This is a genomic window from Photorhabdus sp. RW14-46, from assembly GCF_963887965.1.
In the GTDB taxonomy this organism is placed as follows: domain Bacteria; phylum Pseudomonadota; class Gammaproteobacteria; order Enterobacterales; family Enterobacteriaceae; genus Photorhabdus; species Photorhabdus laumondii.
Genome location: NZ_CAWPHH010000017.1, coordinates 42,678 through 56,161, shown reverse-complemented (window position 1 = coordinate 56,161; position 13,484 = coordinate 42,678). Strand labels below are relative to the sequence as shown.

Annotated in this window: 17 protein-coding genes; 9 read left to right on the top strand and 8 right to left on the bottom strand. The window is 46.6% G+C overall.

Annotation, left to right across the window (positions count from 1 at the left end):
• Positions 1 to 383: 383 nt before the first annotated feature.
• The 8 genes from sctU to sctN are packed head-to-tail and all read right to left on the bottom strand — an operon-like array spanning position 384 to position 7,042.
• Positions 384 to 1,439, bottom strand: a complete 1,056-nt coding sequence (gene sctU / locus AACQ38_RS14525; RefSeq protein ID WP_165578442.1) for a type III secretion system export apparatus subunit SctU — start codon at positions 1,437 to 1,439, stop codon at positions 384 to 386.
• Positions 1,436 to 2,224, bottom strand: coding sequence for a type III secretion system export apparatus subunit SctT (gene sctT, locus AACQ38_RS14520; RefSeq protein WP_011147914.1), 789 nt, complete (start codon positions 2,222 to 2,224; stop codon positions 1,436 to 1,438). Before sctT ends, sctU begins: the two co-directional genes overlap by 4 nt.
• Positions 2,221 to 2,487, bottom strand: coding sequence for a type III secretion system export apparatus subunit SctS (sctS, locus tag AACQ38_RS14515; RefSeq protein ID WP_011147913.1), 267 nt, complete (start codon positions 2,485 to 2,487; stop codon positions 2,221 to 2,223). Before sctS ends, sctT begins: the two co-directional genes overlap by 4 nt.
• Positions 2,488 to 2,489: 2 nt before the next feature.
• Entirely contained in the window at positions 2,490 to 3,143 is a 654-nt protein-coding gene (gene sctR, locus AACQ38_RS14510) for a type III secretion system export apparatus subunit SctR (RefSeq protein WP_011147912.1), read from the bottom strand.
• Positions 3,140 to 4,072, bottom strand: coding sequence for a type III secretion system cytoplasmic ring protein SctQ (sctQ, locus tag AACQ38_RS14505; RefSeq protein WP_109791791.1), 933 nt, complete (start codon positions 4,070 to 4,072; stop codon positions 3,140 to 3,142). Before sctQ ends, sctR begins: the two co-directional genes overlap by 4 nt.
• Entirely contained in the window at positions 4,069 to 5,247 is a 1,179-nt protein-coding gene (locus tag AACQ38_RS14500; RefSeq protein WP_165578441.1) for a type III secretion system needle length determinant, read from the bottom strand. The genes sctQ and AACQ38_RS14500 overlap by 4 nt, the downstream gene beginning before the upstream one ends.
• A gap of 11 nt (positions 5,248 to 5,258) precedes the next feature.
• Positions 5,259 to 5,720 (bottom strand): type III secretion protein, encoded by a 462-nt coding sequence (locus tag AACQ38_RS14495; protein WP_113024618.1) that lies wholly within the window; start codon positions 5,718 to 5,720, stop codon positions 5,259 to 5,261.
• Entirely contained in the window at positions 5,720 to 7,042 is a 1,323-nt protein-coding gene (sctN, locus tag AACQ38_RS14490) for a type III secretion system ATPase SctN (RefSeq protein ID WP_011147908.1), read from the bottom strand. The genes AACQ38_RS14495 and sctN overlap by 1 nt, the downstream gene beginning before the upstream one ends.
• A gap of 429 nt (positions 7,043 to 7,471) precedes the next feature.
• Here sctN and sctW point away from each other — a divergent pair, with 429 nt between their 5' ends.
• From sctW to AACQ38_RS14445, 9 genes are read left to right on the top strand one after another with little or no spacing between them, the layout of a single operon-like run.
• Entirely contained in the window at positions 7,472 to 8,344 is an 873-nt protein-coding gene (sctW, locus tag AACQ38_RS14485) for a type III secretion system gatekeeper subunit SctW (RefSeq protein WP_165578440.1), read from the top strand.
• On the top strand, positions 8,325 to 8,612 hold the full coding sequence (locus AACQ38_RS14480) for a TyeA family type III secretion system gatekeeper subunit (protein ID WP_011147906.1): 288 nt from the start codon (positions 8,325 to 8,327) through the stop codon (positions 8,610 to 8,612). Before sctW ends, AACQ38_RS14480 begins: the two co-directional genes overlap by 20 nt.
• Positions 8,609 to 8,980 carry a type III secretion chaperone SycN gene (sycN, locus tag AACQ38_RS14475; protein ID WP_165578439.1) on the top strand — a complete coding sequence of 124 codons (372 nt, stop codon included), beginning with the start codon at positions 8,609 to 8,611 and terminating at the stop codon, positions 8,978 to 8,980. Before AACQ38_RS14480 ends, sycN begins: the two co-directional genes overlap by 4 nt.
• Positions 8,977 to 9,342, top strand: coding sequence for a YscX family type III secretion system protein SctX (sctX, locus tag AACQ38_RS14470; protein ID WP_011147904.1), 366 nt, complete (start codon positions 8,977 to 8,979; stop codon positions 9,340 to 9,342). Before sycN ends, sctX begins: the two co-directional genes overlap by 4 nt.
• Positions 9,343 to 9,344: 2 nt before the next feature.
• Entirely contained in the window at positions 9,345 to 9,674 is a 330-nt protein-coding gene (gene sctY / locus AACQ38_RS14465) for a type III secretion system chaperone SctY (RefSeq protein ID WP_011147903.1), read from the top strand.
• Positions 9,671 to 11,788, top strand: a complete 2,118-nt coding sequence (gene sctV, locus AACQ38_RS14460; protein WP_011147902.1) for a type III secretion system export apparatus subunit SctV — start codon at positions 9,671 to 9,673, stop codon at positions 11,786 to 11,788. Before sctY ends, sctV begins: the two co-directional genes overlap by 4 nt.
• On the top strand, positions 11,785 to 12,219 hold the full coding sequence (locus AACQ38_RS14455; protein ID WP_011147901.1) for an LcrR family type III secretion system chaperone: 435 nt from the start codon (positions 11,785 to 11,787) through the stop codon (positions 12,217 to 12,219). Before sctV ends, AACQ38_RS14455 begins: the two co-directional genes overlap by 4 nt.
• A 40-nt stretch (positions 12,220 to 12,259) precedes the next feature.
• The gene (locus tag AACQ38_RS14450; protein ID WP_011147900.1) at positions 12,260 to 12,538 is read left to right on the top strand and encodes an LcrG family type III secretion system chaperone; all 279 of its coding nucleotides are present in this window, start codon (positions 12,260 to 12,262) and stop codon (positions 12,536 to 12,538) included.
• Positions 12,539 to 12,549: 11 nt separating this feature from the next.
• Positions 12,550 to 13,479, top strand: a complete 930-nt coding sequence (locus AACQ38_RS14445; protein WP_165578438.1) for a virulence-associated V antigen — start codon at positions 12,550 to 12,552, stop codon at positions 13,477 to 13,479.
• Positions 13,480 to 13,484: the final 5 nt, after the last annotated feature.

Genomic DNA, 13,484 nt, shown 5'->3' with positions numbered 1-13,484 from the left:
TAATGAATGATAGCTAGAGTAATATTAACGAATTAACAGGTGTAGAAGTCAGCGCAAAGTGAAATCCAAATAGCTACGTGTAATATAAATCACTTAATAATAAATTCAATCTGGTTTCAGCTATTTGATCAATCGATAAAAACAGAAAACTCACCTAACCTAATTGGATTGTTTATTATAATATTGTTTAAGCAATGTTAGGTTATTAGCAGTAATTTTAATTTATATTAAATTTGTTGTTATTATGTAATTAAATCGTAACGCTTAAGAGACAAATATAAATTGTATTTCGTTTGCAATTGAGCATTGGCAAGGTATGTTAAATGCCAATACTCAGTTCATATATGCAGTTTGACTGTCAAAAAGTGCTGTTTGAGGACAGCTTACGGCTCTGGCGGGCGATCTTGCCACTGTTCTAGCCAGCGCAAAACTTCTGCGGTAGCTTGGATAAGATCAGCAGGAATATATTGGTCTATCAGGCCATCTTGATAAAGTGCTCGGGCCAGAGGAATACGCTGTAATACCGGAATACCTTCCTCTTCGGCAATACGCCGAACTTGTAGGGCCTGCGCATTGGTGAACTTGAGTGTAATAAGGGGTAACGGTGTCTCTCCTTTCTTATAACGGATACCTACCGCAATGTGAGTTGGGTTGGCGACGATAACTGATGAATTCTTGACGCTAGCGCGCATGTTGCTTGATTGTAATTCTTGGTGAAATTGGCGTCGTTTGCTTTTGATCTCTGGGCTACCTTCACTCTCTTTATACTCCCGTTTGATCTCGTCTTTGCTCATTCTAAGTTGTTTAATATGTTGGTAGTGTTCAAAGGCATAATCGGCAATAGAAATCACGATAAGCCCGATGCCGCATACGGTCATGAGCTGGGTTAACATTATGCCGAGTACAGGAACAATACATCTTGTTCCACACTCCGGCAGCCGCAGTAGTGCTTGTAGATTGCCTGCCAGAGTCATCCAAACCAAGGTGCAGAGCAGTCCTACTTTAAGTATCGATTTGATGAATTCCACCAGACTCTTGATAGAGAAGATTCTCTTAGCACCTTCAACAGGGTTGATCTTTTTAATATCAGGTTTGATGGAGTGTCCACTAAGTAGAAAACCATATTGAGCAAAGTGTGATACCAGCGATAGCAAAGCGGAAACGCTTAGAATTGGCAGGCAGAGGTAGACCAGCTCTTGCATCAAGTTTTCAACCACATGGTTGAAGGCTTGGGGAAAGGGTTTCTCTAGCAGATTAGCCGGGATCAGCATCAGTTTACTCAGATGCTCCAAATAGTATTCAGACATGACCATTATCATGCCGATTAGCCCCAAGATTAACGAGGTGGAGACAACTTCGTTACTTTTGGTTACCTGGCCTTTCTTCCGGGCGTCTCTAAGTTTCTTGGGAGTAGGTTTTTCAGTCTTTTCTCCGCTCATGGTGCCTCCAGAATAGGGATTAACATGCGTACTGGGGAGAGCATTAACAGCACCTTATCATAGGCATGATGCATCAATAACTGGATATAGATAACCAGTAACAGGCTGGCAATTGCGCTTTTGATCGGCATTGCCAATACGAAAACGTTGAGAGAAGGAGCGAAACGGCTAATCAGTGCCAGCCCGAACTCTGCCAGAAACATGGCGATTAGCAAAGGGGCTGCCATTAAAGCGCAGAGCTGTAGTAGATAGCTAAACTGACCATAGAAAAAGTGGAGCCACTGGTTGGTAATTTTGGGGAAAAACTGTGTTACCGGCCAACTGTTATAACTCTGAAATAGGGCTCCGAGCAGGCTAAGAAAAGCGCCGCCGGAAAAAAAGAGTGTGATCAGCGTTTGAGTCAATAACAGACCTGTTGGGGAGGTCTGGCTTCCCAGGGCAGGGTTGAGCACTGAAGCCATTGTTGCTCCCCGTTGGTTATCTATAATAAAACCGGTGGCTTCCATCGCCCAAAATGGGATAGAAGCGATAAAGCCAATGAGCAAACCAAGCAGGACTTCTTTACCGAGCAACAGCGTCAATTCCAAGCTACTTAATGTGGGCAACTGGCTGCCTGCTACTGTTGGATAAGCATAAAGGGCCAGCGAGCAGGCCACGCCGTTGCGGATTAACCCACCACCTAGCATCTGTTTGCTGAGCACAGGAAATATCACAAAGCAACTCATGATGCGTGGTAACAACAGGGTATAAGCAAGTATTTGCTGCTGGAGCTCAGGTAGGGTCATTTGATCTGTGGCACCTTAAGAAAGGTCATATTGGCGAAGCTGTAGAGTTCGTTGCCAAGCCAGGTAGCGGTAGCGAACAGGGTGATAATGACTGCAATTAATTTGATAACAAAACCCAATGTTTGTTCTTGTATTTGGGTGAGTGCTTGGATCAACGAGACCAATGTTCCCACTGCCGCAGCCATGAGTACCGGTGGCAGGGAAAGGATTAACACTAACCAGAGAGATTGGCTAGTGAAATGTAAAATATCAGCATTACTCATATTCAATCTCCATAACTGATAACAAGGCCATGTGTCAGGCGTGTCCAGCCATCAAGCAGGACAAATAACAGTAATTTGAAAGGAAGTGAGATAGTCATTGGAGAAACCATCATCATCCCCATTGCCAGCAGAATGTTGGAAATAATGAGATCGATTGCAATAAATGGTAGATAAAGAAGAAACCCAATTTCAAAAGCCCGGGTTAATTCACTGACGGTAAAGGCAGGTAACAGTATCAATAGGCTGTCTGGTTCTAGCCGATCGGCATACTGGCTTGGCCAAATTTGTCGGGTACTATCGATAAAGAAAGTGCGTTCACTGGGTTTAATATGTTGTTTGAGAAAATTTCGGTAAGGTGTCAGGCCCTCTTCCACAAATTTATCTACTGACTGCGCATTGCTGAATGAAACTTCATTTTGACGCAGGTAATCTTGAGTGGCGAAACCCACCGGAGCCATCACATAGATAGTGAGGATAATTGCCAAACCGTACATAGCCATGTTGGGTGGGATCTGCTGTACGCCCAACGCGTTACGTAGTAAGGAAAATACCACCGCCAGTTTGAGAAAAGAGGTTGCCATCACGGCAATAAAGGGCAGCAGAGCCAGCAAAGCCAGACCGATGATAAGATCTAATTCGTCCGGTAGTTGGATCATGATTGTTTCTCCACGGAGAGATGTTCGACTCTTACTCCCAGACGTCCCTCAATATCCACCAACCGCCCTGAACCCAGGCATTTTTGATTGACAAGAATACGAACTGCACCGTCTGAAGGAACACCAAGATCGAGTAATGAGCCGGGTTGCAGGCTGGTGAGTGTCTGTAGGTCCAAGGTCTGACGGCCCACTTCGAAACTGACATGAACCTCCAGATCGTTTAGATCTGTTACTGGCAGAGTGTTGTCAGAACTGTCAGGAGAGAGTGTGTGCATAGTGATTAACTCCAATTTATGGTCATGGGATTTAAAGTAGGCCCAAGGGCGTCCTTCCAGATACGCTAATAAAGGGTCATCTGGTTGTTGCTGTGGGGGCAGTAGCAGCACATCCCCTGATTCCAGAGTACGAAACACATCTAAAGTCAGGATTATTGCTCCCCATTGCAGAGAAAGTCGTAATGGAATAGGCAGGCATTCTCCAGGTTGACGTTCTGGCAATATGGCAATTAAGGGGGATGGTTCTGGTAACCAGAGCGGCAATGTGGCCCCTGGCCGTTCAAGGCGGAGTCGTAAGCAAGCTGACAAAGGGCGGCGTTCTGACGTGGTACTCAGTGCTGACCATGACAGAGTGGGTAGCATTTTGCTCTGATATTCCAGTAGTGCTAACAGCAGATCTTGAGGGAGTGATGTGAGGTCCGCTTGTTGTAGATCAGGTGCGAGCCACAGCGCTAGCTCGGCTGCATGGCAGTAAAAGGAAAAAGTTTGTCCCTGCCAATGGGCGATCAGTACCTTGTCTAACGTTTGGGGAGGAGAGATCACATCTAGGGTGAGATGGCTATTATCCCAACTAAATTGTTGCTGATGGCGACTCAGGGCCTGATGCAGCGTTAATTCTTCCAATGAAACTTTGGATAAGGTCAGGCTATTCATGCATCTTTTTTCCATTCTTCATATACGCTGCGACGTTGACGTGATCCATGTTCACTATCCGTTTGGGGCGGAAGGGAGAGTTCGACAGTTTGTGTTGGGTAAAGAAGCTGTAAACGTTCAATCAGTTCAAAACGTGCTTGTTTCAGGAGTTGTTGAGCGGCGGGATTCGCTAAAATTTCTATTTGAAGTTTGCCATGCTCGCTGGTGAGTTGGATCTCAAGTGCTCCCAAGTTAGGAAGTGTCAGATGTAATGTCGCCGGACGCGGCTGTTGGGTTAGTTCGATACTGATCTCCACACTCAGTTTGTCGATCAACACTTCCAAAAGGGGAGATATGGTTGAAGTTGCTTGCATCGTGGCGAGGATGCGCTCCCCCGGCAGGAGTTGGGTTTGTGGGAAGAAAGGTGTTTTTCCGTCTGATCCACCAGAGTCAGAGGATTGAGAGTCGGACTCTTTTGGTTTTAATACCAACAAATGGGATGTTTCGATTTCATCTCGTGTTTTTCCTTCCGCAGGGTTGATTTCGTTGGCATTGCGGGCAGGTATAGGTAACGTCGGGTCTGTCTGTTGGTGAGGAATGGCGCTGTGTTGTGTGTCTGGCTGAGATGGGGATCGGCCAGGTGTTGTCTGCATCATTGCATGATATGCCAGTTCATCGTTTACATCTTGCTGAACAGGCATCATTGCTGTGTCAGGATTAGAAGTTACCGTGATATCAACCGGCTTTAGGTCAGAATCAGACAAGGCATTCAGGTTTGACTGACGTGTTGGGACTCCGGGTGCTGACAGCGATTCCTTTATCTCGTTAGCGATCTCATTAAGGCGGTGAGCGGGGGCCGATAAGTTTTTTTTCTGATTTTGATGTGGTGCAGGCATGTCATGGCCTGTCAATGGTAAGGCTTGCTTGCGCAGATCATCAATTGCCGGTTGGGGAGAGTCGAATAGTGGAAGCTCCTCATCTGAGTCATGTGTGGCATGTTGATCCGCTGGTTCATGGTTTGCCGTTGTATTGGTTAACGGTTGTTCCGTCCGCCGTGTGGTTGACTGGCGCGTGTTGGCGGCATGAGAGGTGATAGCTTGCTCGAAACGGCGTTGCAAATCTGCGTCTGCCTCTGCGGGTGACGACGTTGGGAGGGAGGAGACATCTTTTCTGCCGATAGCTGTCAGTGGGTTCATACTCTTCTGTTTTACACTCTTTCCTGGCGATGGAACTCTTCTTGTTCCAGCTCTTCCTGGTATTCACCTTGGGCCCGGATCGCCTCTTGTTGCTGACGACCCAATTCATTAAATTTTTCTTGCTGCTGGCGTGCGTGGTGCAGAACACGTTGACACTCTTTTAATTGGCGGAGTTCCAGCTCCACTTTTTCAGTCATTTCAGCCACTTGCTTTTCCAATTGCGCTTCATTTTCGCGTAACAGGGCAACTTGTTGTTGCCAGCGTTCAAGACCTTTGCGGTCAATAGGTTGGCCCTGACACAATGCAAAAAGCCGTTGTTCTTCTTCTATTCGCCATTGACAGTAATCTTGCAAGGTTTGCAAAGCCTGCTGATGGTGTTGACGGGCCGTTTGCAGCTTCATTTGTTGCAAGGAAAAATGTTTTTCAGCGCGTTCGACTCGCAAGGCTTTTATGCGTTGTAAACGGCTAATCATTATTTTGTTATCTGCTGTAATTGAGCTAAGGTTTGCGGTAGATCACTTGGCTCATGGGTGCCTTGGCGTAACCAGTTACGTATTGCTTCAATGTGTGCAATGGCATTGTCAGCAACGGGATCTTGCCCTTTTTGGTACTCTCCAATCTGCAACAAAAGCTCAACTTCTTCATATTTAGCTAGCCATTTGCGCAACAGGCCGGCCTGAGCCTGATGCTCAGGAGTGATAATTTGATTCATCACCCTGCTGGCGGAACGTAACACATCGATAGCTGGATAGTGGTTAGCCGCCGCCAGTTTGCGTGACAAAATAATGTGACCATCAAGGATAGAACGAGTCTCGTCTGCCACAGGCTCTGTCATGTCATCGCCTTCCACCAAGACGGTATAGAGGGCGGTAATCGAACCTTTGTCGGATTGACCAGCACGTTCCATTAGCCGTGGCAAAGCGGCAAACACTGATGGGGGATAACCTCGTCGGGTTGGCGGCTCGCCGGCAGCTAAACCTATTTCTCGTTGCGCTCGGGCAAAACGGGTCACTGAATCCATCAGTAGGAGTACACGTTTGCCTTGATCACGAAAATATTCAGCGATTGATGTGGCGACAAACCCTGCTTTAGCTCGTTCCATTGCCGGGCGATCTGAGGTCGCTACCACCAGCACGGAACGTTTTAGTCCCTCTTCACCGAGATCTGATTCGATAAATTCCCGTACTTCACGGCCACGTTCACCGATGAGCGCCAGCACGGTAACATCAACTTCGGCGCTACGAATCAGAGTAGATAGCAGGGTACTTTTTCCGCCACCCGCTGCGGCAAAAATCCCCATACGTTGACCTTCGCCACAAGTGAGTAAGCCATCAATAGCGCGTACACCGAGTGAAAGCGGGTGTTCAATCCGTTTACGACTCATCGGAGCCGGCGCATCCCGATAAACGGGATACCAAGCTTGTGGTTCCGGCAATTGGCCGCCGGAAAATGGATTACCTAGCCCATCAAGGACTTGCCCTAACAGATAATCACCCACGCCAACTTGGTGCATGGCTCCGGTTGGGCTTACTTCAGTATTTGAAGAGATACCAAACATTTCACCAAGTGGAGTCAACAAGGCTTGATGTTGTTGGAATCCAATCACCTCCGCCAAAAGCGACAGTGTGTTGTCAGGATTGCGTAAGTGACAAAGTTCGCCTATCCGCACACCAGGAATAACGGCTTTAAGGAGTGTACCCGTGACCTGAGTAACCCGGCCACGAATCTGAATTAGCCGGCATTCATTAATGGCGTGGCGCATTTTGCCGGGAATATGGTCAAGGGAAAGCTTCATGATCGTTTATATAACCTCTGCTACGAATACTATAAAGAAGGGGAGGAGGAAGGGATTGCAACCTGAGTCGGGAGTTTTTAGAAAATGGTTGGAGTTTACCTGGCTGTTCTCTGCTTTATCGGTGAGATTTCCTATTTTATTCACAGTGTGTTGCTCATGTTTTATACCCGTTATCTTTCAAGTTGCCTCTTTGTTGGCTGCACTCACTCACCCCGGTCACATCGTTATCTATGCTCCCGGGGATTCGCTCCCTTGCCGCCGCGATCCATCTTGAAATCCATAGGGTATATACGTTTTATATCAGAGCAATCGGCTCTTCCTTGAGTTACGGCGGTTTTTGCTAAAAATTCACGACTGATTTTGGCATAGGCACTGGGACGGTACCTTTATAATTTGTTCATTATTAACTCTGATATGACAGGGTAGACTATGGATATTATCCAGAATCATCTTCATTCGATAACTTTATCAGAACTGGGTGCCGGGGTTACCGCACAACAGGAACAGGCTAAGGTAGGTCAGTTTCAGGGAGAGAAAGTCGTGCTGGTATCAGCATCCCAGTCTTTTGCTGATGCGGCCGAAGAGATAACTTTTGCATTTTCGGAACGCAAGGATATGCCACTTTCCAAACGTAAAGTTAGCGATGGACATGCCAGGGTGCGAGAAATTGAGGCACTGGTGGGTGAATATTTGCAGAAGGTGCCAGATTTAGAGCGCCAACAAAAAGTCAAGGCATTGATCTCTCACTTAAATAGTGCTCAGTTGACTAATATTGCTCAACTACAGGCTTATCTGGAAAGTTTCTCTGGAGAGGTGAGTGAGCAATTTTATGCGCTAAGTCAGGCCCGTGATGCGCTGGCAGGCAGGCCAGAGGCACATGCCATATTGACATTGGTTGAACAAGAATTATCACGTTTAGCGCAAGAGCAGGGAATTGCTATCGAGTTGGGAGCCCGCATTACGCCTGATGCCACGGCAGCAGCTAGAAATGGGGTTGGCAACTTGCAAGCATTACGCAATATCTATCGTGATGCCGTGATGGATTATCAAGGGTTGTCGGCTGCCTGGCGGGATATTCAATCCAATTTCAAGAGTAGTTCCCTGATGGAAGTAACAGGATTCATCATGAAAGCGTTGAGTGCTGATCTGGACAGCCAACAGCGGCAACTTGATCCTATTAAGTTGGAACGTGTGATGAGTGACATGCATAAACTCCGTTTGCTTAACAGTTTATCGGTTCAAGTTGAACAGTTATGGAAAAGCGTGGTAGAGGGGGAAAATCATGGCATACGGGCCTTCTGACCTTATGGGGGATGTCGTTTCTCTGGTTGAGAAACGTTGGGCCAATGTGCGAGATGTTGAAATACTCGGTCATGCTTTGGGATTGCAGGATAGCCAAACTCAAATTCATTTCTACCGGGAGTTGAAGCGATTAATTCGCTTGATTCCGGTGGAAGTGTTCAGTGATGAAGAGCAGCGCCAAAACCTGCTGAATGCGTGTCAACTGGCGCTGGATGCAGCAATTGAGAGAGAAGAAGACGAATTGTGGTCGGGAGAGGGAGCATCATGAACTGGATAGAGCCGCAGTTACTCCAGTTTTGTCAGGATTTGGGTATGGAGATGTCTGATGCTTCTAGCCCCTTGATCCAAATTGATTTTGAGTATTCTGGTACGTTGCAAATTGAGCGCTATGGTGGCGCATTAACACTTTGGCTGGGCCGTGAAATTCCTTGGCATCAGGGAAAAGAGGCAATGGTGAAAGCGATGCTATTCACTTTCAGTGGTCAGGGACCCGAACTGCCCTTGCGTTGTGGCTGGCTGGGAGAAGATCGTCTGTTATTGTTTGTGACACTAGATGAACGACATATAACCTTGCCCTTGCTGCATCAGGCATTTCGTTCTTTGCTAAGAGTACAGCGTGAGGTGCTCGCTTCGTGAGCAAAATCGCTGCCGCCCATATAGGAATTGAGCAACTAACGGCGATCAGTCGGGAAGAGATAGAGGTTAGTTTACCCGATCGCTACGCGTTATTGCCCGATGGTCAATCCGTTGAGACTCACGCCGCACGTCTTTATCCGGCCAACAAAGCTGATCAGGCTTTGTTGGCTTTTGCCTGCCCGCAAGATGGGTTTCACGCTCTGTTGCGTCCACATGATTTTCGTCAGGCGGTTAGTGGTCTGCGTACAATTTTGCAACAAGGTAATGACATCAGGGTACAGCATGCTGTCTCCCTGTTGGAAAACATGAATCAAGATGAACAGTTGTTGCAGATGGCTCTGCACCTGTTGCACAAGGTATGACCATGACTCTCAGTGCTAAACAGCAGAGCGCTCTGTTGCTGCTCGGCTGGCTTCAACTTCAATACGGTCATCCTGACCGAGCGCGTATTTTATTAGATGCATTACTGGCTTTGCATCCTGAACATAAAGAAGGGCGTCGTGCCTTGGTAGTTTCATTACTTAAACTGCAAAAGGGGAGCATGGCAAAAGAACATTGCACTCTCTTACAAGAACAGGGTGAACAAAGCGCCGCCCTCTGGCTCTGTGTTAGCCGTGCTTGTCAACAGGAAGGGAATCTGGAAGAAGCACGCAGTGCTTATCAGCGTTATCTCGCTCAAGGGGCTCTATTATGAACCGTGGGTTTGAGTTATTGCGGCTGATTGGTGAACGTAAAGACATCATGTTAGCAATATTGTTGCTAGCCGTGGTCTTCATGATGGTTTTGCCGCTTCCGCCTATCCTGCTGGACATTTTGATCGCCATTAATATGACCATCTCTGTTGTGCTCATGATGATGGCGGTCTATATCAATTCCCCTTTACAGTTTTCCGCTTTTCCTGCGGTCTTGCTGGTGACCACGCTATTTCGTTTGGCGCTTTCCGTTAGTACCACCCGGATGATCCTACTGCAAGCAGATGCCGGTAAAATAGTCTACACCTTTGGTAATTTCGTTGTCGGTGGCAACCTGATAGTCGGGATAGTGATCTTTCTGATCATCACTATTGTACAATTTATCGTCATAACCAAAGGTTCGGAGCGCGTAGCTGAGGTTAGTGCTCGTTTTTCCCTTGATGCCATGCCGGGTAAGCAGATGAGTATCGACGGAGATATGCGTGCTGGTGTTATTGACGTCAATGAAGCGAGGGAGAGGCGTAGCATTATCGAAAAAGAGAGCCAGATGTTTGGTTCAATGGATGGTGCGATGAAATTTGTTAAGGGTGATGCGATTGCGAGTCTTCTCATCATCTTTGTCAACATTTTGGGCGGGATAACCATAGGCGTCACCCAAAAAGGAATGTCAGCGTCCGATGCATTGCAGCTCTATGCCATTTTGACTGTTGGTGATGGTATGGTCTCTCAGGTTCCTGCCCTATTGATTGCGATTACGGCAGGCATCATTGTTACCCGAGTTTCGTCGGAAGACGCCTCTGATCTAGGTAGTGAGATTGGTGATCAGGTCGTTGCTCAACCAAAGGCACTATTAATTGGCGGTGTTTTATTGGTGGTATTTGGCCTTATTCCTGGATTCCCTACATTAACTTTCTTAATACTTGCACTGGTGGTGGCGGGTGGTGGCTATTTGCTGTTCCAGCGTCAGCGCCAAGCTAACGCCAGCCAACAAGCGGATCTTCCTAGCCTGTTAGCCCAAGGAGCAGGCGCACCGGCGGCCAAATCTAAAGCCAAGAGCGGCAGTAAGGCCAAAGCTGGAAAACTGAGTGAGAAAGAGGAATTTGCTATGACGGTTCCTTTACTTATTGATGTGGATGCGGGATTACAGGCTGAGCTAGAAGCTATTTCACTGAATGATGAATTAATACGGGTACGACGCGCCCTCTATTTGGATCTGGGCGTACCATTTCCGGGTATCCATTTGCGCTTTAATGAAGGGATGAAGGAAGGAGAATACCTGATCCAGCTACAAGAGGTGCCCGTTGCCCGTGGTCGGCTGCGCTCAGCGCATTTACTGGTGCAGGAACCAGTCAGTCAGTTGGAATTACTGGCTATCCCTTATGAAGAAGGGGAACCTCTATTACCTAACCAGCCTACCTTGTGGGTAGCGGAAGCACATCAGGAACGTTTGGTGAAATCCGGGCTGGCGGCTTTATCCATGTCTCAGGTGATCACCTGGCATTTGTCACATGTGTTGCGGGAGTATGCCGAAGATTTTATTGGCGTGCAGGAAACCCGTTATCTTCTGGAGCAGATGGAAGGGAGTTATGGGGAATTGGTCAAGGAGGCTATGCGTATAATTCCATTGCAGCGGATGACTGAGATATTGCAGCGGTTGGTCGGCGAGGACATCTCTATTCGTAATACACGTACGATTCTCGAAGCTATGGTGGTGTGGGGGCAGAAAGAAAAAGATGTGGTGCAATTAACGGAATATATTCGCAGTAGTCTCAAGCGTTACATCTGTTACAAGTATGCTAATGGCAACAATATCTTGCCTGCTTATCTGTTGGATCAACAGGTAGAGGAGCAGATCCGGGGAGGTATTCGCCAAACGAGCGCGGGTAGCTACTTGGCGCTGGACCCAGCGGTGACGCAAAGTTTCCTTGAACAGATGAAGAAAACCGTGGGTGATTTAACACAGATGCAGAATAAACCGGTGTTGATCGTATCAATGGATATTCGCCGTTATGTTCGTAAGTTAATTGAAGGTGATCACCACGGCTTGCCAGTGCTTTCGTATCAAGAGTTGACTCAACAGATCAACATCCAACCGCTTGGTAGAGTGTGTCTATGAACCGTGATCCGCTCACCCCTTGGTTTGAGGAGCAAGGTTATTCAGTACAGCCTCACTGTATGGGGAATAGCCCAATCCCTCTTGGCTGGCGTGTGTGGTATGAAGGCTGTGAAATTGCCTGGCGTTATGATGCGCCGCGAGTTTGGATCGTGATGTTACGCCGTACCCGGCAGCGTCGAGGGCTTGCGAATCCATTTGCGCCTCTTTATCTGTTGGCAACAGCAACGATGGCCATGCTTGGGCCGGGTAGCCGGCTTTATGGTCAAGTTAATACTTTGGTTGATTCTCCCCTTAATGATGAACGTTTGGCCCGCTTTTACCATCGCTGGACAGGCGCAAATGAGGTGGTGCCTGGCTGGTTCGAGTTAGAAGCCAGTTGCGTTATATCGCTACATCAAATGAGAAAACAACAAAAAAAAGTCCAACGTTGACAGGAAGAATCAATATCTCTCTTTATTATAGGAGTCATGGATGCAAGAGGAACCTAACGCCAAAGTACTGCAAGCTGCTGAAGCAGCCATCAAAGACAGTGATCACAGACTGCAACTATTGCAGGAGATGTGGCAGTCTCTTGGCATCAACCCCAATGTGGGTACAGAACTGTTTGGTCATACTGACGTTACTCTGGTTCAGAATGCTGAGCAAGAGTTGCTGACAGAAGTTAATCGCTTACGAAGCAACCAACCTCCCTCTCTGGAAGAGGGAAAGCGTCTTCGTCGCCCACCTCGTATGCGTGGCATTATTGTATAAGGAGTTTGAAGGTGGAAATTAGGCCATATCAAAATGACCCACAGCTTTTCTTGGCAGATCTAGAAAAGGTTTCGCTAGCTCAACTACAAGGTTCTGGATCTTCGGAGCTTGATAGATTGGTTAATCTTATTTTTGATAAGGGGATCAAGATTACATCTGATTCTGGTGTTGCTATTGAAAATAAGGAGCTCTTGAAAAAACTGATTGCCTATTTCCTGCCAGCCGACGCGGTTGTCGAGGGTGGTCACTTAGATAGCCAAATAAAAAATGGAATTAATAATCTTGAATCTTTCTTGAATAGCTCAACATTAAAAACGTGGACATTAAAAGATTTTTTGGCTGCGGTTCATTTTAATTTAACACCGGATCGTCTTGATGATGATGTAATCGATATTTTTGTTTCTGTTATGTCAGGTCATGATAAAAAACGACTTGAGTTGCGTGATGAACTGGCGACATTGACCGCAGAGTTAAAAATTTACAGTGTTATTCAATCGGAGATTAATGCGAAATTATCCGCAGGGAAAGATAAACAGAAACTTGATATTAGTAATACATCTTTTGATTTACGGGACCATAAGAAATATGGCTTTAGCGATGAGACTGCTTTTAAAGATAGTGCTGAATATGCTCTGTTAAAAAAGATGTTCCCTAAATTAGAAGAAAAAATTTCTATTAAGACATTCTTAGAAAGCCCTAACAAGCAAAGTGGCGCTATGGCAGGTCTGGAGAATTCTTACGAATATGACAAGGATAATAATCGTTTAGCCAACTTCTCTACTTCGGTTAACGATCGTGTAAATCCACTAAACAATATTGTCCAGGAAAAAACAACACGTTTAAATGAGGCTAGTTCCCGTTATAACGCGGCTATTGAGGCGTTAAACCGTTTTATTCAAAAATATGACAGCATTATACGTAATATTCTCGGCGCAATTTAAGGAAT